General features: G+C 38.8%; 19 protein-coding genes. 13 read left to right on the top strand and 6 right to left on the bottom strand.

Annotation, left to right across the window (positions count from 1 at the left end; translation table 11 throughout):
- The first annotated feature begins 19 nt into the window (after nucleotides 1–19).
- Nucleotides 20–991: a phosphate acetyltransferase gene (gene pta / locus V7068_RS00465; protein WP_499710431.1), complete on the top strand. Its 972-nt coding sequence runs from the start codon at nucleotides 20–22 to the stop codon at nucleotides 989–991.
- Between the two features lie 45 nt (nucleotides 992–1036).
- Nucleotides 1037–1876, top strand: coding sequence for an octanoyl-[GcvH]:protein N-octanoyltransferase (gene lipL, locus V7068_RS00460; RefSeq protein WP_499710430.1), 840 nt, complete (start codon nucleotides 1037–1039; stop codon nucleotides 1874–1876).
- A gap of 419 nt (nucleotides 1877–2295) precedes the next feature.
- Here the strand turns inward: lipL and V7068_RS00455 are convergent, their stop codons facing one another.
- Nucleotides 2296–2619 (bottom strand): hypothetical protein, encoded by a 324-nt coding sequence (locus tag V7068_RS00455; protein WP_499710429.1) that lies wholly within the window; start codon nucleotides 2617–2619, stop codon nucleotides 2296–2298.
- A 735-nt stretch (nucleotides 2620–3354) separates the two neighbouring features.
- Nucleotides 3355–4071 (bottom strand): RsfA family transcriptional regulator, encoded by a 717-nt coding sequence (locus V7068_RS00450; RefSeq protein ID WP_499710428.1) that lies wholly within the window; start codon nucleotides 4069–4071, stop codon nucleotides 3355–3357.
- A 324-nt stretch (nucleotides 4072–4395) separates the two neighbouring features.
- Here V7068_RS00450 and V7068_RS00445 point away from each other — a divergent pair, with 324 nt between their 5' ends.
- The 3 genes from V7068_RS00445 to V7068_RS00435 all read left to right on the top strand — a co-directional run bounded on the left by V7068_RS00445 (nucleotide 4396) and on the right by V7068_RS00435 (nucleotide 6664).
- A complete protein-coding gene (locus V7068_RS00445; protein WP_119116243.1) occupies nucleotides 4396–4617 on the top strand; it encodes a YuzB family protein in 222 nt (73 codons plus the stop codon).
- Nucleotides 4618–4814: 197 nt separating this feature from the next.
- A complete protein-coding gene (locus V7068_RS00440; protein ID WP_499710427.1) occupies nucleotides 4815–6122 on the top strand; it encodes an HD domain-containing protein in 1308 nt (435 codons plus the stop codon).
- Between the two features lie 32 nt (nucleotides 6123–6154).
- Nucleotides 6155–6664, top strand: a complete 510-nt coding sequence (locus V7068_RS00435) for a YwgA family protein (protein WP_499710426.1) — start codon at nucleotides 6155–6157, stop codon at nucleotides 6662–6664.
- 161 nt (nucleotides 6665–6825) lie between these two features.
- Here the strand turns inward: V7068_RS00435 and thmT are convergent, their stop codons facing one another.
- Nucleotides 6826–7011: a 2-hydroxymuconate tautomerase gene (thmT, locus tag V7068_RS00430; protein WP_119116240.1), complete on the bottom strand. Its 186-nt coding sequence runs from the start codon at nucleotides 7009–7011 to the stop codon at nucleotides 6826–6828.
- A gap of 121 nt (nucleotides 7012–7132) precedes the next feature.
- On the opposite strand from thmT, the gene V7068_RS00425 reads away from it, so the two are divergent.
- A complete protein-coding gene (locus V7068_RS00425; protein ID WP_403037185.1) occupies nucleotides 7133–7798 on the top strand; it encodes a site-2 protease family protein in 666 nt (221 codons plus the stop codon).
- 29 nt (nucleotides 7799–7827) lie between these two features.
- Nucleotides 7828–8340, top strand: coding sequence for a YwhD family protein (locus V7068_RS00420; protein WP_499710423.1), 513 nt, complete (start codon nucleotides 7828–7830; stop codon nucleotides 8338–8340).
- A 217-nt stretch (nucleotides 8341–8557) separates the two neighbouring features.
- On the opposite strand, the gene V7068_RS00415 is transcribed toward V7068_RS00420, so the two are convergent.
- A complete protein-coding gene (locus V7068_RS00415; RefSeq protein ID WP_127762239.1) occupies nucleotides 8558–10615 on the bottom strand; it encodes a transglycosylase domain-containing protein in 2058 nt (685 codons plus the stop codon).
- A gap of 209 nt (nucleotides 10616–10824) precedes the next feature.
- On the opposite strand from V7068_RS00415, the gene speE reads away from it, so the two are divergent.
- The 4 genes from speE to argS all read left to right on the top strand — a co-directional run bounded on the left by speE (nucleotide 10825) and on the right by argS (nucleotide 14973).
- Nucleotides 10825–11652: a spermidine synthase gene (gene speE / locus V7068_RS00410; RefSeq protein ID WP_499710422.1), complete on the top strand. Its 828-nt coding sequence runs from the start codon at nucleotides 10825–10827 to the stop codon at nucleotides 11650–11652.
- Between the two features lie 172 nt (nucleotides 11653–11824).
- Nucleotides 11825–12703: an agmatinase gene (speB, locus tag V7068_RS00405; RefSeq protein ID WP_499710421.1), complete on the top strand. Its 879-nt coding sequence runs from the start codon at nucleotides 11825–11827 to the stop codon at nucleotides 12701–12703.
- A gap of 156 nt (nucleotides 12704–12859) precedes the next feature.
- The gene (locus V7068_RS00400; RefSeq protein WP_499710419.1) at nucleotides 12860–13306 is read left to right on the top strand and encodes a YwiB family protein; all 447 of its coding nucleotides are present in this window, start codon (nucleotides 12860–12862) and stop codon (nucleotides 13304–13306) included.
- The gene (gene argS, locus V7068_RS00395; RefSeq protein WP_499710417.1) at nucleotides 13303–14973 is read left to right on the top strand and encodes an arginine--tRNA ligase; all 1671 of its coding nucleotides are present in this window, start codon (nucleotides 13303–13305) and stop codon (nucleotides 14971–14973) included. The genes V7068_RS00400 and argS overlap by 4 nt, the downstream gene beginning before the upstream one ends.
- A 74-nt stretch (nucleotides 14974–15047) precedes the next feature.
- Here the strand turns inward: argS and uvsE are convergent, their stop codons facing one another.
- A complete protein-coding gene (uvsE, locus tag V7068_RS00390; RefSeq protein WP_499710415.1) occupies nucleotides 15048–16004 on the bottom strand; it encodes a UV DNA damage repair endonuclease UvsE in 957 nt (318 codons plus the stop codon).
- A gap of 360 nt (nucleotides 16005–16364) precedes the next feature.
- Entirely contained in the window at nucleotides 16365–17567 is a 1203-nt protein-coding gene (gene cls / locus V7068_RS00385; protein ID WP_499710413.1) for a cardiolipin synthase, read from the bottom strand.
- Nucleotides 17568–17860: 293 nt separating this feature from the next.
- Between cls and V7068_RS00380 the strand changes: the two genes are divergently transcribed.
- Entirely contained in the window at nucleotides 17861–19993 is a 2133-nt protein-coding gene (locus V7068_RS00380; protein ID WP_499710412.1) for a heterodisulfide reductase-related iron-sulfur binding cluster, read from the top strand.
- A 192-nt stretch (nucleotides 19994–20185) separates the two neighbouring features.
- The gene (locus V7068_RS00375) at nucleotides 20186–21376 is read left to right on the top strand and encodes an acetyl-CoA C-acetyltransferase (RefSeq protein WP_499710410.1); all 1191 of its coding nucleotides are present in this window, start codon (nucleotides 20186–20188) and stop codon (nucleotides 21374–21376) included.
- The last annotated feature ends 8 nt before the right edge of the window (nucleotides 21377–21384 follow it).

The following is a 21384-nucleotide window of genomic DNA, read 5'->3' as shown; positions in this document are numbered from 1 at the left end:
CATTAAGGAGGATGTAGCAATGAGTGATTTATTTAAGATTTTAGAAGAGAAGATCTCTAAAGAAAATGTAAAAATCGTCTTTCCAGAAGGATTAGATGAGCGTATCCTTGCCGCTGCAGCTCGACTTGCCAACGAGAAATTATTAACGCCAATTTTAATTGGAGACATCGAAGAGATTCGGCAGAAAGCGGATCAATTAAAGGTTTCTTTAGAATCGGTAGAATTATATGATCCGAAAAAATATCCAGACATGGATAAAATGATTGCAGCTTTTGTAGAAGTTCGAAAAGGAAAAGTGACAGAGGAGCAAGCGCGCCAAATTCTATTAGATGGAAACTATTTCGGCACGATGCTTGTTCATCTGAATGATGCACAAGGAATGGTGAGCGGTGCTGCACACTCTACAGCTGATACGGTTCGTCCAGCTCTTCAAATTATTAAAACAAAGCCTGGTATTCAAAAAACCTCTGGTGTATTTATTATGGTGCGCGGGGAAGAGAAATACGTATTCGCAGACTGTGCCATCAATATTTCTCCAGATAGCCAAGATTTAGCTGAAATCGCGGTGGAAAGTGCGAAAACAGGTCAAATGTTTGATATTGAGCCACGTGTAGCTCTATTAAGCTTTTCAACAAAGGGATCTGCTGTTTCACCTGAAACAGAAAAAGTCGTTAAAGCTGTACAGCTAGTACATGAGATGGATCCGCAGCTTGTTGTCGATGGTGAAATTCAATTTGACGCTGCCTTCATACCAGCTGTTGCAAAAAGTAAAGCACCGAATTCACCTCTTCGTGGAAACGCTAACGTATTCGTTTTCCCAAGTCTGGAAGCGGGGAATATCGGCTACAAAATGGTTCAACGCCTTGGTAACTTTGAAGCAGTCGGCCCAATTCTGCAAGGCCTTAATCGTCCAGTTAATGATTTATCCCGCGGTTGCAGCGAAGAAGACGTTTATAAATTAGCAATTATTACAGCGGCTCAGTCACTTTAAGTGTTGTGGATAAATTGTGGGTAACTTATTAAAGGGGAGATCAATATGCGTGAGACAGATTCTTTGTTAGTGCAGCGAGAGTGGAGAGTGATTGACCAGTCATCTCTCGGTCCAAAGTTTCATGCGTTGGAGTCCTTTGCGATGGATGATACGCTTTGCGCTTTAGTTGGAGCAGGGCAAACGACCGCTGTTGCTAGAGCATGGGTTCATCATCAAACCGTCGTATTAGGCATTCAAGATACAAAGCTTCCTTTTCTTAAACAAGGTATTGATGTGTTGAATAGACATGGTTTTCGAGCGATTGTTCGAAATTCAGGGGGGCTTGCTGTTGTACTAGATGAGGGTGTATTAAATCTATCATTAGTTTTTCCTGAAACAGAACATCGAATTGATATCAATCGTGGTTACGATACAATGTGGGACTTAATTAGGCTTATGTTTGCTGATTTTGCGGTGGAGATTGAAGCAAAAGAGATTGTTGGTTCTTATTGTCCTGGCAGCTATGATTTAAGTATTGCTGGTCAAAAATTCGCCGGTATTTCACAGCGCCGTATTCGAAATGGTGTTGCTGTTCAAATCTATCTTTGTGTCAGTGGAAGCGGCTCTAAACGAGCACAGCTAATCAAAGAGTTTTATCATGCAGCGCTTGCGGAGACAGAAACGAAATTTACATATCCGGATATTCAACCAGATGTGATGGCATCGCTAGAAGAATTACTCCAAACCCGTCTTACGATATCTGATGTAATAAAGCGCTTTTTACAAGTACTCCAAACACATACTGGACAAGTTCATATGCTACCTCTAACCGTGGAAGAGCAACCATTATTTGAATCTTATTTAATAAGAATTAAAGAGAGAAATGAAAAGGCGATGCCAAAATAAGAAAAGTGGAAGGCATCCGAAGCAAGATACCAAGAAAAGAGAAACTGGCTCGTTTAGATTAATCAAAGAGAAGAGTCACCCGGAGAAAATTTTTTCAGGGTGACTCTTCTCTTTTCTAAAGTGTAGTATTCAATAAGTAGATTTTAATGGCGCGGAATGGAATACTAACAGCCACCATAGCGAAGCAGAGTAAATAAAAAAGACGATCCCCCTTGAATGAATGCTGGAGAATCGCCCTAGAGTCAAATGAACTTCCACGAATTTAGATTATGAATTATTCTTTTTAAAGAAATCTAAAAATGCATGGGAAATTTCAATTCCTTGATAAAAAAGAAAGCTAAATGCTGTAAGTGAAAAGAACCCCATCATTAGAAAACGAATCCACATATATATTCCCCCTTGTAATTTTTTTAAAAAAATCAAGGGGTACGTATTAGATAATTCGCCTGATAAAAAATGGGTGTAAAGAAAATAAGTTTATTGCGGGTTTGAGCTAACAAGACATTGAATGAGATAAAAACAAGAGACAAATAGATAAAGAATTGTAAAATATTTATTGGAGTGAAAGGATGTTTCTTATTATCATCTTTTAAAGGAAGGTCTTGGACGTCCCCATTAAAGGCCGTGATTGCTTTGCTTTCATGCAAATTTAAAGCTTTCGTATTTTCGCTTGTATATTGAGTAATTAAGAAGGACAAAAAGACAAGCAGCAATACGCCATAAAAAACTTTTGTTTTTCTCATCTTTCCATCCCTCCTTAGAAAAGTATACCTTTATTATAATGGCTCTTTGTATATAGGTAAACAGAATATTCTGGAAACTATGGTGTAAAATAGAAACTATTCAGGAAATTTCACAAAAAAGTTAAGTTTCTATATAAGAGAGTGTTGCGTCCCTCCATAGGAATCTCTAATCTAAATCAATTTTGATGATCTCTTTTTTGTTATAATAGCTTATTTCATATGAGTGGGCTAAAATGATTCAAAGATCAACAGTGTCATATAACAAAAAAAGCCAATGTTTTTAAAAAGAGTTCTCTCTCATATAAGAGTCGTGTGTTCTTTTGGGATACACAAGTTTCAAGATTCATTTATATGATAAAAAAACTCTGTTTATTCTCTTCCATATTGTTAAGAAGATAAACAGAGTTTTAGTTATTTTAAACTGCTCATGAGCAGTAGTTTATGTTAGAAGGAAAAGACGTATCTTATTACCGCTACATGTTCAACTTGTTAAATAGGCATAAGAATGTTTATTTGAATACGCTGTTGATCTTTGGATTACGGTCTCACACGCCTTTCAGCTACGCTAAAAGGTAGCTCTAGCTCCATGAAACGAAAGAGAAAGCAGGGGCCAAAAATTATTTCACCAATTAGATAAGAGGATGTCGAAAACCAAATTGGCTTTATATATAACCTTTTTTCTATACTATCGTTCGTTTAGTATACATTCGGATAGTATAAGAAAATCTTGCTCTCTTATTCCGCCATTTTTTCTAAATTTCCATTACGGTCCATTTTAAATTTCGTTGTTGGACGCTCATCTTCTTCTAATAAAACGAGCTTTCGTGCACGGTTCATAATCTTCATTAGAGTTTCATAATCTTCTTGAATTAAGCCCGTATTTTGTTCTAAATGATTAACTTTCCCTTCAAGCTCTTCATTCCGCTTTTTCAATTCTTTAATTTCAAGCTTTAAACGTTCATTCTCTGTTTTTAACACTTCCGCTTGCAGCGTGCGTCCATTCATTGTTTCAAGGAATGAAATGACTGTATCGAGTGTCAGTGTTGTTTCTGTGAGCGCATAACTTTGAACGGTAGTTTCTGCTTGATTGACTTCATAGTTACTAGTTTCTAATGTTAGTTCAACTTCGTTAGGCTCGCTTGTTGGTACAGTAATATCTGCCATAGTAGGAGCGGGTGGCGTATATAGCAATTTCTTCTTGCCGCCTTGGTCTTTTCCTAGAATTCTTTGACGTTGCTTTCGTTGTTTTTTGGCGAGTGATAGAGCTTTATCATAGTTATGACGAACGACTGCATTCCAGCGAAAACCGCATGCAGCTGAAGTACGGTTTAATTTGTCGCCCACCTCTTCAAAAGCATTTAATTGTGTGCTTCCTTCACGAACATGACGTAGTACCGTCTCAGCTAATAATAAATCGTCTTCTTCTGTCCAAGCATCTTGCCGAATTTTCATAAGCGCATACTTCCTTTCTTGTACTATCTAAAAATGATAAATTGATGATATTGAAGTTTAGGAACATTGTTGTATTTTACTAATCAGTTTGGACAGGTTCGGGAAATTTTATTCATAAAAGTTAAAAGGATAGTAGTTTTTATTTGACTGCTTTAGATTGTTACTCTATATATGCTTTTTGTAAAAAGTAGGAAAAGGAGCGTATATTCGGTGCATGTTCACCTCTTGAAATAAACAAGTAGAAGCGGTAAAATACCATTTAGTTGTTTAAATATAAATATAAAGAGTAGATTGTTTATATATAGAAAGGATGGTAAACGAAGGATGGCTAATGAATTCCGAGTGTGTGATGACTGCCAGGCAGTTAATATCAAAACTTTGGTACCTCGTTTACAAAAGCTAGATCCGGATGCAAAGATTGAAGTGGGCTGCCAATCCTATTGTGGTCCAGGAAGAAAGAAATCTTTTGCTTTTGTGAATAATCGTCCAGTAGCAGCGCCAACAGAAGATGAGTTAATGGATAAGATAGATAAGAAGCTTAAATAATGTACTGTATCATCATCACCTCGTAGTTGATTGGCGTGGTGATTTTTTATCGCGAATGCATAGATAGGATGCCTCTTTAATAGAAGATTTATTCCAGACTTCTTACAATTTTAGCCGCATTTCTTGCTGTAAAGATAGGCTTTTAAAGCGAAACAAGCTATAATTGATAGAAATGATTTTAAAAAAGAGGGGCGCTTATGAAGTATTCCCATGAAAAATTAATGGAAGAGAAAGTGTTTAAAGATCCGGTGCATCGCTATATTCACGTTCGTGATCGGGTGATTTGGGATTTAATAGGGACGAAGGAATTTCAACGATTGCGTCGAATTAAGCAGCTAGGTACAACTTATTTGACATTTCATGGAGCTGAACATAGTCGGTTTAATCATTCACTTGGTGTGTATGAAATTGTGCGTCGTATTGTAGATGATGTATTTGTGAATCGACAAGAATGGAAGCAGGAGGAACGGCTTCTTTCTTTATGTGCAGCCCTTTTGCATGATTTAGGGCACGGGCCATTCTCTCATTCTTTTGAAAAAGTATTTAATTTGGACCATGAGCAGTTTACTCGGCAAATTATTCTTGGTGATACAGAAGTGAATGCTGTGTTAAAAAAAGTGGCGGAAGATTTCCCGAAAAAAGTTGCAGAAGTCATTGCAAAAACATATGCCAATAAGTTAGTTGTTAGTTTAATTTCAAGCCAAATTGATGCAGATCGTATGGATTACTTGCAGCGTGATGCGTATTTTACAGGTGTTAGCTATGGCCATTTTGATATGGAACGGATTCTGCGTGTTATGCGTCCTCGTGAAGAGCAGGTTGTTATTAAGCAAAGTGGGATGCATGCTGTGGAAGATTACATCATGAGTCGTTATCAAATGTATTGGCAAGTCTACTTTCATCCGGTAACACGCAGTGCGGAAGTGATTTTAACAAAGATTTTACATAGAGCGAAATACTTATCGGAATCAGGCTATACGTTCGCCCAAGAGCCTGTCCATTTTTATTCGATGTTTAACGGACATGTGACGTTAGCGGATTATTTAAAAATGGATGAAGCCGTGATGCTCTATTATTTTCAATGCTGGGAAAATGAAGAGGATGCTATTTTAAAGGATTTATGTAGTCGGTTTGTAAATCGTAAATTGTTTAAGTATGTGGAATTTCACCCATCAAATGAACAGATGAATAAGTTAATGGAATTAAATACGTTATTTAAAAAAGCGGGCATTGATCCCGAATATTATCTCGTAGTCGATTCTTCATCCGATTTACCCTATGATTTCTATCGTCCAGGTGAGGAAGAAGAGCGTTTGCCGATTCATCTGTTGAAGAATAACGGAGAGATTCGTGAATTGTCTCGTGAATCACAAATTGTCGATGCTATTTCAGGTAAGCGCAGAACGGATCATAAGCTATATTTCCCTGAAGATTTATTGCGCGATGAATCGACAAAGAAAATTGTAAAAAGACAAATTCGAAGACTATTGGATTTGCCGGAATAAGATAGGAACATTTGGGTAAGGAGTGATGAGCCTTGTTTAAGGATCATGCGAAAATTATAAATGCTATTTCTGTTGCAGGAGAGATTTCAGGCCGGAAAAAATTGCAAAAGATCGTATATATTGCGAAAAAGCTATCATTTCCCTTTCAAGAGAAATATCAGTTCCATTTCTATGGACCGTATTCGGAGGAACTAACATTACGAATTGAAGAGCTATGCAATATGGGCTACTTAAATGAAGTAAGAGAAAAAAGAGCTGGGTATTACCAATACTGCTATTCCATTACAGAAGCGGGTCGTGCCTTTTTATCGATGCAGGAAGTGGAGATGCCGATGTTAGAAGAGTGCTTGCTAGATATGAACGAACAAAATGCACGCTTTTTAGAGCTTGTTTCTACCGTATTATTTTTTGATACGCTAGAAAAAGATGAAGTAATCGAGAAGATCTTCACATTAAAAAGTAAGCAAAAGTATACGCTTGAAGAAATTGATGAAGCATATGCATATATTGAACAGTTACAAGAGAAAGCTAAGCTGAGCTAACAGCTTAGCTTTTTCTCTATGTATAGAATAAAAAAGCGGAACTAGCTTGTTCAAATCACGTACCAAATAGGGTGCTGATGGCTCCTGTCTTTTTCACAGTGACCTAGCCAGTAGAGCTAGATACCAAAGCGTGTCCGAGAACTTTACACTTTTCTATCCTTTTATAGATCGCTTTTACGAACGCCTGCGACAGCTAGGTGGTTTTTAGACATTTCTTCGATAAAAATCGTTACAGCTTCTGCTGGTGCTCCTGTTGTTTCTGAAACAGCTGCAGTTACTTTTTCTACTAATGCTTTCTTTTGCTCGTCTGTACGGCCTTCTAGCATTTTAACAGTTACATATGGCATATAGTTTCCCTCCTTTCCCAATATGATTGTAGTGTTTCATATCATAGAAGAAATTGCAACAATCTGAAAACAGAGTTTTTTCCCTTCTCAGTGATTTCCTGTATACTAGGGGTATAAAATAATGGGGGAGAAACTATGGATGGATTTTTTAGCGTTTGACTTAGAGCAGTTGCCATATGTCATCGTCGCTCTGTTAATTGCTTTTACCGTACATGAATTTGCCCATGCTTATGTGGCGTATAAGTTTGGTGATTTAACAGCGAAAAATGAGGGGCGAGTGACGTTAAACCCGGTTTCACATTTAGATCCAGTCGGTACGATTTTTATTTTGCTGTTTGGATTTGGATGGGCGCGACCGGTTCCTGTGAATCGTTTTTATTTTAAAAATCCACGTCTAGCAGGAATTTTAGTATCTTTTGCTGGTCCCTTTAGTAATTTAGTGGTCGCGAGTATAGGGTACTTTGTTTGGTACGGATTGCTTGCTGCAGGAGTAGAAATATCTCCATTGATTGTCCCGTTTTTTGAAATGCTTATTTGGCTGAATCTCGTGTTGTTTGTCTTTAATTTGTTGCCGTTTCCTCCTTTGGATGGATATCGGATTATTGAAGACTTAGTTTCGGCAGATATGCGGGCTAAATTAACGCAATTTGAACAGTATGGCATGTTAGTATTTTTAATTATCGTTCTTACCCCGCTCAGTCATTATACGATTGATCCACTATTTCAAACGGTACTGCCGTTTATTTCGGGTACATTAAGTCAATTTTTTAGCGGTATCTTTTTTTAAGATAAATATGGATGGAGGAGATTAGACGAATGGAAGAACAACAAAAGAAAAAGGTCGGTTTTAATATTATCAAAAACGATCCTACAGAGGGACATGGCGGATTTGGTGCAGGCGTATTAACGCTTGATAATATTTCACCAGTCATTATTGATGTCGAAGCTGGAGAAGCGGAAGTAGATATTGGTGCGATGCATGCGCGCAGTGCGGTAGAACGCGGCATTAAGTTTTTAACTTCTAAAGAGGAAGTCCCAAATGCTAAACCATATTGGCTCGTCTGGGTTACGATTGAAGTAGGTCCAAACGGTCCGCTATATGCAGGTGTGACGGCTTGTGAAATGACGGTTGACCGCTCGATTCGCCGTGGATACAAGTCGTTGCCAGAGCATGTGAATAAAATGGATAAATCATTGAAACGTCATATTATGGTCGAGCATATGGACGATAAATCGAAAAAGATATTAGCCGATTATTTACAGAATCATGATGCAGGTATGTGGGAGCGTTCTGCAGAGCAATTAAAGCAGGATTTAACGGTTGGATAATATAATTGTGATAAATATAAGAACGAAAAAACCTCGCAGTCATTGAATTGCGAGGTTTTTATTAAGGAGAACTGATTAAGCCGTTTCCGCTTTTCTCGATGTCTAGCTCCAACGGCTAGCTCGCTGTGAAAAAGATGACAGCCCTCGAAAGGCAAAGAACGCCTTCCAGGCCTTTCCCTATTTTCTTCACGAGCTGGTCAAGCCGTTTCCGCTTTTCTTAGCCCCAAGGTTTTAAAATCCACTTATACCAAGGTTTTTTTGCTGGTTGTTGTTCTTTTGGTGCATCACCTTTGAAATGCTCTGGACAGTATTCTTCTGGCTCTGTTCCTTTGACAAAGTAGGTTAAACGGGAATTGGAGCAGCGTTCGGACGCAATTTTTCCGCTTTTTGGATCGATATGGAGACCGATGACGTTGCTTGTTTCTTTAAAATATTTTACTGGTTTATCTTTAAGACTTGCTTCCATAAAGGTAGCCCAAATTTTCTTGGCGTATACCTTTTCGGCTGGATTTTCAATTTTTTTTGCTTGATCATATCCTGTCCATACACCCGTAACAAGCTGTGGTGTGTAGCCAATCATCCAACTATCTGTAGAGGTGGAACCGGATTTTCCAGCGTACACGTGCGTTAATTGTTTACTAATCGTGCTGCCTGTTACTTTGGTATAACCGTTAAGCGTTTCATCAAAGACGCCTGTTAGCATCTGTGTCATGACAAAAGTTTGATCAGGGTCCAGCACTTGTTCGTTTTCTTTTTTATATTGAAATAAAACATCGCCTTGGTGATTCTCTACTTTTGTAATGAAAACTGGTTTTACCTTTTTCCCGCCATTAGCAAATAAGCTGTATGCATTGACCATTTCTATGATACGTGCTCCCGATGTTCCTAATGCAAGCGATGGTACGACCTCCATCTTTGATGTTAATCCAAAACGTTTAGCGGTATCGCGAAGTACTTTTTGTCCAAGAAACAAATGTGTTTTCACCGCATAAATGTTGTCTGATAAGGCAATAGCTTGAGCAAGCGTAATTTCTGAGTCAGCGTACTGATGGTTGTAATTACTTGGTGAATACGAGGATTGGCCCTCGTCAAATTTAAATGTCGTTTTTTCACTCATTAAAGTAGTCGAAGGTGTGAATCCATTTTCTAATGCAGCATAGTAGAGAAGCGGCTTAATCGTAGAGCCCGGTTGACGAATCGCTTGTGTAGCTCGGTTGAAAGGTGATTGTTGATAATCTCTTCCTCCTACAAGCGCTGTTACTTCTCCCGTTTTGGGCTTCATCGCCACGAGTGCTCCTTGAATGTTGGAGGACTTGGTGATGATTTTTTCAAATGCTTCTTCTGCTAATGCTTGCTGTTTTTCATCTAATGTTGTATACACACGTAAACCGCCAAGCTCAATAGTCCGCTCATCGATTCCTAGCTCCTTTTGCAGCGTCTGCTTGACGGCGTCCTGAAAATACGGAGCCATTTTATTTGTAACAATTGTATGTTCACCTTTTAAGGATAAAGGAGCTTGGAGAGCCTGTTTTTGTTCTGCTTCAGAAATGTAGTTTTTTTGTACCATTGAATGTAAAACAATGTTTTGACGAGTTTTTGCTTTCTCTAGATTTACAATCGGAGAGTAGCTGCTTGGCCCTTTTGGAATGCCAGCCAGAATGCTAGCCTCAGCAAGAGTGAGTTCTTTTGCTGTTTTTCCAAAATAATATTGACTGGCTGCCTCGGCCCCATAAGCCCCATGTCCATAATAAATTGTATTTAAGTAGCCTTCGAGAATTTCTTCTTTTGAATAATTCATTTCCAGCCGAATCGTATATAAGGCTTCATTCCATTTTCGCTTCCATGTTTTATCGTGATCGAGAAAAAGATTTCGAGCATATTGCTGAGTAATCGTACTTGCTCCCTGGACTTTTGCTCTTGCTTTTAAATCTGCTATAATGGCGCCGCCAATCCGCTTTACATCAAAGCCTTTATGCGTATAAAACTGTCGATCCTCCACTGCGATAGTCGCGTTAACAAGCTCTGGTGAAATGGAGTCAATCGATACCCAATAGCGTTTTTGACCATTATTGGTTTCTCCGATGACTGTCCCGCTTTCGCTGTAATAAAGGGTAGATTCCGGGACGGCCAATGGAGGCGGGCCAAGGATTTTTGCATAAATGAGCAGAGACAGAAGCATGATAAATAGAAGGATTATTCCGAGTGTTGCTAGGATTAGAAATGCTCGCACATACTTTCCAGCCCTTTTAAATCGCTGAAGTGGTATCACTTCCATTGCTTTGCCTCCTTATTAAAAAGTTTGCTAAGTAAGGTGAATCATCTATCTATTATTTATTATGGAAAAAAAAGTATTTTTTAAACGTGGTAATTGTAAATAGAAAAGATTTATCTTGCAATTTTGCTAGATTCGTCTATACTTTTTCTAGCTAAAGACAACAGCAACCGGTTCATTTCAATAAATAGATGCGGAAAGGAAGCGAATAAATGAGCATTTGGTTTACCGAGAAACAAACTGAGAACTTTGGTATTACGATGAAAGTGAATCGTACTTTACATACAGAACAAACCGATTTTCAAAAGTTAGACATGATTGAGACCGAAGAATGGGGCAACATGCTTTTGCTTGATGATATGGTTATGACTTCACAACGTGATGAGTTCGTGTACCATGAGATGGTAGCCCATGTGCCGTTATTTACGCATCCAAACCCGGAAACCGTATTAGTTGTAGGAGGTGGAGATGGCGGGGTAATCCGCGAAGTATTAAAGCACCCAAGTGTGAAAGAAGTAACACTTGTGGATATTGACGGGAAAGTAATTGAATACTCTAAGAAGTATTTACCGGAAATCGCTGGCATGTTAGAGGATCCTCGTGTGGATGTACAAGTAGGGGACGGCTTTCTGCATATTGCCGAAAGTGAAAACGAATATGACGTTATTATGGTAGATTCTACTGAGCCTGTTGGACCAGCTGTAAACCTATTTACAAAAGGTTTCTATGCAGGTATTTCGAAAGCATTGAAAGAAGACGGTATTTTCGTGGCTCAGTCTGATAACCCCTGGTTTAAAGCGGACTTAATTCGTAACGTACAACATGACGTAAAAGAAATTTTCCCCATTACAAACTTGTATGTAGCGAACATCCCAACCTATCCAAGTGGTCTATGGGCATTTACAATCGGTTCGAAAAAATACAACCCGCTGGAAGTGGCGGATGAGCGTTTCCATGAAATTGAAACAAAATATTATACAAAAGAACTTCATAAAGCAGCTTTTGTATTACCTAAATTTGTTCAAGATTTAGTAAAATAAACGAGAGTTTTTTAGAAACTTCTATAGATATCATATTTAAAAGAACGAAGGCGGGGCGGACGAAACAGAGCTTTGCTCATTTTTAAAGCTCAATCTGGTTTTTAGTAAATCCGGTGTTTAGTTAGCTAACTTGGCAAAGTTCCGCCCCTTATTCGTTGAGGAGGCCGCAAAGATGCGTTTTGATGAAGCTTATTCAGGCAATGTATTTATTAAAAGTCACCCTAGTTATGAAGAATCGGAAGCAGTCCTTTATGGAATGCCAATGGACTGGACTGTTAGCTTCCGTCCTGGTTCTCGTTTTGGTCCAGCACGTATTCGTGAAGTATCAATCGGTTTAGAAGAATACAGTCCTTATTTAGATCGAGAATTAGAAGAAGTGAGATTTTTTGATGCAGGGGATATTCCGTTGCCGTTTGGAAATCCGCAAAAAAGCATTGATATGATTGAAAGCTATATCGACGGATTACTTGAAGATGGTAAATTCCCGCTTGGAATGGGTGGTGAGCATCTTGTGTCTTGGCCGGTCATTAAAGCAATGCATAAAAAGTATCCGGACATGGCGGTTATTCATATGGATGCACATACGGATTTACGCGAAGATTATGAAGGTGAGCCGCTTTCACATGCAGCAATCATCCGTAAAGCAGCTGATTTAATCGGTCCAAAGAATGTGTATTCTTTCGGCATTCGTTCCGGCTTAAAGGAAGAGTTTGAATGGGCGAAAGAGCAAGGTATGCACATTTCGAAATTTGAAGTTCTAGAGCCATTGAAAGAAGTATTACCGAAGCTTGCAGGTCGTCCTGTCTATGTAACCATTGACATTGACGTATTAGATCCTGCGCACGCACCAGGTACAGGTACAGTTGATTGCGGAGGCATTACATCGAAAGAATTATTAGCGTCGATTCACGCAATTGCTGGTTCAGACATTAAAGTGGTAGGCTGCGACTTAGTCGAAGTAGCACCTGTTTATGACCCCTCTGAGCAAACAGCTAACACAGCAAGTAAGCTGATTCGTGAAATGATTTTAGGCTGGGTTCAAAAAAAATAATTATGATGTGTATCAAAACTCTACAAAGACTTTTGTTTCTCTGTAGAGTTTTTTTATATAAAGCTCGTTTATTTCGCGTGAAATCGAAGTTGAAACTTCGCTTCAGAATCTTTATACTTAAAAAGTTAAGGATGACGCTATGAAGGAAGTGTTTTTTTGTCTCTTCATCATATAAATAAACAAAAAGTTAAAGTAACTCTCCAAACAAAAATCACGTTTGGTCAAGATACAGAAACGTATGAACTCATTACCTTTGGGACAAGTGTGTACAAAGGAGATACGTTATACATTCAATATGCCGAAGAAAACGAAGCGGGTTCGACAAATACAACAGTTAAGCATAAAGAAAATGAAACATTACTGCTTAGAAGCGGTGTGTTTAAAATGCGTCAAGTATTTCGTTTAAACGAATTAACGGACGGCTACTATGAAAGTATATATGGCCGGCTTGGAACGCAGACGAAAACGAAAGTACGCAGTTATCATTGGGATGAACAAGCAAGAGAAGGGAAGCTTATGTTGCGTTATACATTACAGATGCAAGGAAGCGAGCCTGGGCAATATGAGATGAAGATTTCTTATAAGGAGGAAACAGCGAAATGAACGTTGTAGAACAAGTGCAAGCAAAGTTAAAAGAAGAAATTAAAGCAGCTGTCTTAAAAGCTGGCCTAGCAACAGAAGAACAACTGCCAGATGTTATTTTAGAATTGCCAAAAGATAAAGCAAACGGTGATTATTCAACTAATATGGCGATGCGCCTAACAAAGACTGCAAAAAAAGCACCAAAAATGATTGCGGAAGAATTAATTGCGAACTTCGATCAATCTAAGGCATCAATTGAAAAAATTGAAATTGCGGGCCCAGGTTTTATTAACTTTTATATGAATAATTCATATTTAACGGAGCTTATTCCGGTTATTCTTGAAGCGAAGGATGCTTACGGTGCAAGCGATTTTGGAAAGGGCGAGAAAATTCAGGTAGAATTTGTTTCAGCAAACCCAACTGGTGATCTACACCTAGGACATGCTCGTGGGGCAGCTGTAGGGGATTCATTATGTAATGTGTTAGCGAAAGCAGGCTATGATGTATCTCGTGAATACTACATTAATGATGCTGGGAATCAAATTAATAACTTAGCTCTTTCGGTAGAAGCGCGTTATTTCCAAGCGTTAGGCATCGATAAAGAAATGCCTGCCGATGGTTACCATGGGGAAGATATTATCGGGATTGGGAAAAAGCTTGCTGAGGAGTTTGGCGACAAGTATGTGAATGTGGATGAACAAGAACGTTTCGATTTCTTCCGTGAGTACGGTTTAAAATATGAAATGGCTAAATTAAAGCAAGATCTTGAAAACTTCCGTGTCGGTTTTGATGTATGGTATTCAGAAACATCTCTTTACCAAGATGGAAAAATCAATGCTGCACTAGCTGTTCTAAAAGAAAATGGTCATATTTATGAGCAAGACGGAGCAACTTGGTTCCGTTCAACGGAGCTTGGTGACGATAAAGACCGCGTGTTAATTAAACAGGATGGTTCTTACACGTATTTAACACCAGATATTGCTTACCATCGCAATAAATTAGAGCGCGGTTTTGAAACATTAATTAATATTTGGGGAGCGGACCATCACGGATATATCCCGCGTATGAAAGCGGCTATTGAAGCGCTAGGATACAATCGTGAGCAGCTTGAAGTGGAAATTATTCAGCTTGTACATTTATATAAAAACGGCGAGAAAATGAAAATGAGTAAACGTACAGGTAAAGCTGTGACGATGCGTGATTTAATTGATGAAGTCGGTTTAGATGCAACGCGCTACTTCTTTGCAATGAGAAGTGCCGATACGCATATGGATTTTGACTTGGATCTAGCTGTTTCTCAATCAAATGACAACCCAGTATACTATGCACAATATGCGCATGCTCGTATTTCAAGTATTTTGCGTTCAGGTGTGGAACAAGGCATTAGCTTTGAAGGAGTTACGGATTTCACTGCGGTTTCTTCTGAAAAAGAAATTGAACTGTTGAAAAAGCTAGGAGAATTCCCTCAAGCTATTGCAGAAGCAGCTGATAAACGGATGCCGCATCGCATCACGAACTATATTTTTGACTTAGCATCTACATTCCACAGTTTCTATAATGCGGAGAAAGTATTAGATGCAGATCAGTTAGACAGAAGTAAAGCACGCTTAGCGCTTGTTAAATCTGTTCAAATTACATTGAAAAATGCCCTAGCACTAATCGGTGTATCTGCACCGGAGAAGATGTAAAAAAGAAAAGCTGAAGCGGCTCGACCAGCTCGCAAAGAAAAACGGACAAACGATTTCGATGTTTGTCCGTCTTTCTATTTCCATATAACACTGCCGCCACTTACTCTTTTAACACCGCGAATTTTGGTTATGTCTTCAACTAACTGCAGCATCGCTTGATCCTTCATTTTAGCCTCAATCATGAAATCCACATCTTGTCCAAGTTCTTTTAAAGCTTTGAATAAGGGTTTAAGAAACTCAATATCCACAAAATCAGCATGTGAGCGAAAGGCTGTTTCTGATTTTGGAGAAGAAATATGAATTTTCGGTACTACATTCATATGCTTCCAAGTGGAAAAAACATCATAAAGTAAGTCTGTAAGCGGCACCTCACATAAATTGGCCATATGATGATGATAGTCAAATACAAGTGGAATTTGTTCCTTCTGACAAATATGGAACGTTTCGAGTGCGGTATACGTTTTATCGTCATTTTCTAATGTCATCTGCGCTTTTACTTGTTGGGGAAGCTGTTTTAGATTTTCATGAAAACGAGCAGTAGCTGCAATCTTATCCCCATAGGCGCCGCCGACATGAATATTGATATAGGACTGCTTTTCTATGCCCATTGCTTCAAGCATTCGATAATGAAAGGTCATATCTTTTACTGCATTTTTTGTTATGTGTAGCTGCGGGCTTGTAAACAGCGTAAATTGATTAGGGTGGAAGCTAACACGCAAAGCATGCTGGGTAATCCAATCGCCGAGCTCCTTCCATTCTTGTTCAAACGGAGTGACAAAGTCCCACTCAATATCAGGATGTGTCGCTAATGGAACAATTGAACTCGAAAGACGATAGAGTTCAATTTGATGAGCGGTATTGTAATATAAAATACGCCGTGTATTTTCGATATTTTGCTTCGTCACGTTAAGCAGTTTTGCCAGCCCTTCTTCTTCACCTAGAGTTGTGAATCGCTTAAAGGTCAAAGTTTTAGCAGGGGAGGCCTCCCATAAACAAGTAGCATTGGCCACATAACCGAAGCGGATTTTCATCTATGATCCTCTCCCTTTGTTAGGTTATGCTAAAAGGCGAGGCTGTTCCAAAAGTCATGAAAATGGCTTTCGGGACAGCCTTCCCGTTTAGTTGAATAATCATTTTTCTTATATAATTACTTTTACTGTCCTCAAAGAGTGTGTTTAAGGACAAAGTTCTAGAAATCCGGCCAGGGAATGTCCTTCATTGGAGTCATGAAGGACAAAATCCAGGAATCCAGCCAGTAAAATGTCTTTCATCAAATCCATGAAGAACAAAATCCAGAAACCCAGCTAGGAAAACGTCCTTCATTAGAATCATAAAGGAAACCCCCGCTGATGGAAGTTCCCATTTATCAAAAAATGGTGTAACAAAGCGATTTATAAAAAGGGTGATAAGCAAAAAGCGATTGCTTCTTTTAACTTGTGGAATGCATTAGGTTTTTTATAAGCTTTCTCGTTAATTGGGGCGGATTCAGTAATGTCGACTTCTACATACTTTTTGGTCTGTTCAATCGATATGGAATCGAATAGTAAAGCATTAATTTCACTATTTAAAAATAAACTTCGCTTATCGAAATTGGAAGTTCCGATATCGCTAATTTGATCGTCAATCAGCATCACTTTTGCATGATAGAAGCCTCTATGAAATTGTAAAATGGTGGCTCCTTCTTTTTCTAATACACGAAAATACCGATAGGAGGCTTCTTTAACCAAAATATGGTCCGTTGTTTTCGGAACAATAATAGTTAGAGCAACGCCTTTATGAAGCGCTTGTCTTAGTTTATTAAATAATCTTTTACTTGGAATAAAGTAAGGCGTACCAATCACGATTTTTTCTTCTGCCTGGTCAATAAGATCCAGGAATGTTCCTTCCACTCCCCAGCCATCTGTTACGATTAGCTGCTGTTTTTGGGTACCAGGCGAAAGTGGTGGAAAATAATCTGAATGTATGCGTAAATCCTCTTTTGTAGCCATATACCAATCGGTTAAAAATGTACTTTGCAAATCCTGGACAGCTTCACCCTTTATTTTTATATGATAATCTCGCCAAGGGTTTAGCTTGTTATCTTGATTGACATATTCTTTTGCAATATTTAATCCGCCTACATATCCAATTTTTCCATCAATTATGGTAATTTTTCTATGGTTCCGTCTTTGTAATGTATAAAAAAAGAACGGAAATCGCGGTTTGAAACAATAGGAAAAATGTACACCGCTTTGTTTTAATTCCCGAATGATTTGTTTAGACAGCTTATGGGCACCTATCCAGTCTACTAGCAAACGAACTTCCACATTGCTTTCAGCCTTTTGCTTCAAAAGGGAGATGAATTGCTGACTGAACTGATCATTTTTAATAATATAAAACAAAATATGAATATGTTTTTGGGCATGTTCAATTTCTGTAAATAAGTCATAGAACAGCTTTGGTCCTGAATTAAAAATTTTGATATTGCTTCGACGTAGCGGATACGTTTTTTTCTTCGTTTTTTTTCGATGTTGTGCTTGGCCCCACTTATAATCAATCCACAATAGAATAAGTATGATCAAGATGATGAAGGCTATCGTTCTAGCGATTTCCAACGATATTTCCCCTTTTTAACCAATTTTTATTTACCAATAATCCTTTAAGGTAGGTGAAGTGCAACGTATGAAGAACACAGAGTAACTTTCTCATTTATTGATTTTTTCCAAAAAAACCATTTCATAACCAAAGAAAAAAATGTAAAAAATTCAAAAAAGTGATTGACTGAATGCTCATTCATTATATAATAGAGGTAACATATAATTTCTTAAAAATACCATTTATACAAAAAAACAGAATATATGGTATTTTTAAAATGTGTAAAATATGCAAAAGGGGGCGGAGTGTAGAAATGAATGGCTTACTGTGGATTAACTTAATTGCCACTCTACTTGTAACCGCTTACGGGGTAAGTTTGTTTGTCTACTTGTTAAAGACACGAACGGCTTATGTGAAGCTCGGTAAGAAAGTAGAATTTGACAATCGTGTAAAAGAACGACTCGAAAAAGTTAAAATCAACGTTTTTGGGCAAAAAAAGCTATTCAAGGATAAAAAGAGTGGTATCATTCATCTTTTTCTTTTCTATGGATTTATTCTTGTTCAATTTGGCGCGATTGATTTCATTATTAAAGGAATTAAGCCAGGGGCTCATTTACCATTGGGGCCTGTGTATCCAATCTTCACTTTCTTTGAAGAGATTGTTACGCTAGCAGTGCTTATCGCTATTTTTGCTGCTTTTTATCGTCGTTATATTGAAAAGCTAGTTCGTTTAAAACGAGGGTTCAAATCAGGCTTAGTTGTTATTTTTATCATGGGGATTATGATTACAGTTTTACTAGGAAATGGAATGGCAATGATCTGGCATGGGCATGAAGCTGCATGGTCAGAACCTGTTGCTTCCAGTATTGCCTTTTTGTTTGGCTGGATGAGCGAAACGGCGGCTATTACAGTTTTCTACATAGCTTGGTGGTTGCATCTGCTTATTATTTTAACGTTCCTAGTATATATTCCACAATCTAAGCACTTCCATTTGATTGCTGGACCGTTGAATGTATATTTGAATCGTTTAGATAATCCAGGAAAGTTGAAAGCAATTAATTTTGAGGAAGAACCAGAAGATGAAGAAGCGGAAGTGTATTACGGTGCGAAACGCATTGAAGATTTTACGCAACTTCAACTTGTTGATTTATATGCTTGTGTAGAATGCGGGCGCTGTACAAATATGTGTCCGGCAACAGGAACAGGAAAGATGCTGTCTCCGATGGATATCATTGTTAAAATGCGTGATCATTTAACGAATACAGGAGCTGTTGTAACAGGTAAGCAGCCGTGGGTTCCAACTTTTGTTTTTGGAAACGCGGAAGGAAACCAATTGGCAACAGCAGCAGCGAATTCAATTGGTGCTCAAGAATCAGCTGCAGCAGCAGAAGTATATTCGAGAAGCTTAATTGGTGAGGTTATTACAGAAGAAGAGCTTTGGTCATGTACAACATGCCGAAACTGTGAGGACCAATGTCCTGTTATGAATGAGCATGTAGATAAAATCATTGATATGCGCCGTTATCTAGTGTTAACGGAAGGTAAGTTAGATCCAGATGCACAGCGTGCGATGACGAACATCGAGCGTCAAGGGAATCCGTGGGGCTTGAACCGTAAGGAAAAAGAAGACTGGAGAGAGCTGCGTGACGATGTTCATGTACCGACTGTGAAAGAAGCGAAGAAAGCTGGCGAAGAATTCGAATATTTATTCTGGGTTGGCTCTATGGGCTCTTACGATAGCCGCAGTCAAAAGATTGCCCTTTCTTTTGCGAAACTGCTAAATGAAGCGGGAGTAAAGTTTGCTATTTTAGGAAATAAAGAGAAAAACTCAGGTGATACTCCACGCCGTTTAGGAAACGAGTTCTTATTCCAAGAACTTGCAAGCAATAATATTGCTGAGTTTGAGAAGAATGAAGTGAAGAAAATCGTAACGATTGATCCTCACGCCTTTAATATTTTCAAAAATGAGTACCCGGATTTCGGCTTAGAGGCAGAAGTCTATCATCATACTGAACTATTAGCGAAGCTTGTTCAAGAAGGGAAACTTGTACCGAAGTATGAAGTAAACGAGAAGATTACATTCCATGATTCTTGTTACTTAGGTCGTTACAATGAGGTCTATGACCCGCCAAGGGAGATTTTAAAATCGATTCCAGGTGTTACGCTTGTTGAAATGGAGCGGAAACGTGAAACAGGTATGTGCTGTGGTGCAGGCGGCGGTTTAATGTGGATGGAAGAAGAAACAGGACACCGTATTAATGTTGCTCGTACTGAGCAGGCTTTAGCGGTTAATCCATCAGTTATTAGTTCTGGATGTCCATTCTGTTTAACAATGTTGTCTGATGGAACAAAAGCAAAAGAAGTCGAAGAAAATGTAAAAACGTATGATGTAGCAGAATTATTAGAAAAATCCATCATTGGTGAATCCACAACTTTAGTGTCTTAAACAGTGGAATACCTGCTTCAATGGTCTATTGAAGCAGGTATCCACCAACTACTAACGATCTATCAGATTGCAATGTATGTTGAAAGTGTAATGAAAAACGTATAGGCCCATTTTTTATGATGTCATTTTGAGCGAGCGTTCAGTCAGTTAATTTTCGGAATCTTTATAATATTTCGGAGGGGAATGATTTTAATGGGTAAAACAGTCATTGTGAGTGGAGTTCGAACACCAGTTGGAAAGTTTAACGGTGGATTAGGCAGTTTAAAAGCGTCAGAACTTGGCGGGATTGTAATTAAAGAAGCGCTTGAGAGATCAGGTGTACCGTTTGATCAAGTAGATGAAGTTATTATGGGAAATGTATTACAGGCAGGGCAAGGTCAAATTCCGTCCCGACAAGCTGCTCGTGCTGCGGGCCTTCCTTGGGATATTAAAACAGAGACGATTAATAAAGTGTGTGCTTCGGGACTTCGAAGTGTTACACTAGCCGATCAAATTATTCGCTCTGGGGATGAGGAAGTGATTGTGGCAGGTGGTATGGAATCGATGAGCAATGCTCCGTACTTCATTCCAAAAGCGAGATGGGGTTTGCGCATGGGGGATGCTGAATTAAAAGATTCAATGACTCATGACGGATTAAGCTGCAGCTTTACGGGTGTATCTATGGGAACATATGGAGACCAATTGGCAGAGGAATTCAAGCTATCCCGCGAGGCTCAGGATGAATGGGCATATCGCAGCCATCAAAAAGCCATTGAGGCTATAGAAGGCGGCATCTTTAGAGAAGAGATTGTACCTGTTGAAGTTCCGATCCGCAAAGGCCAACCGATTTTGATTGAAAAGGATGAGTCACCTAGAAAGGATACTTCACTTGAAGTTTTAGCTAAATTAGCACCGGCGTTTAATAAAGAAGGAACGATTACAGCAGGGAACGCTCCAAGTGTGAATGATGGAGCAGGTGCTCTTGTATTGATGAGTGAAGAACGGGCAATGAAAGATGGAAAAACGCCTTTTGCTTATATTGTTGGTCATGCTGAGTTATCAATGGAAGCGAAGGATTTCCCAAAAGCACCGGGCCTTGTCATCAATAAGTTGTTAGAGAAAACAGGAAAATCCTTAGAGGAAATTGACTTGTTTGAGATCAATGAAGCCTTTGCAGCAGTGGCACTTATTACTGAGGAGATTGCAAAGGTTAATCCAGAGAAAGTGAATGTCAATGGAGGGGCCGTTGCACTAGGTCATCCGATTGGAGCAAGTGGCGCCAGAATCATTATCACCCTTATGCATGAGCTAAAGCGTCGTGGCGGCGGGTTAGGAATTGCAGCGATTTGCAGCGGTGGCGGTCAAGGGGATGCTGTTTTAATTGAAGTACCAAAACAAGATTAATAGATTAC

This window comes from Bacillus sp. JJ634 (genome assembly GCF_036962285.1).
Classification (GTDB): Bacteria; Bacillota; Bacilli; order Bacillales; family DSM-1321; genus Peribacillus; species Peribacillus asahii_A.
Note: the sequence above shows the minus strand (reverse complement) of the source record. Positions and strands in the feature narration are given on the sequence as shown.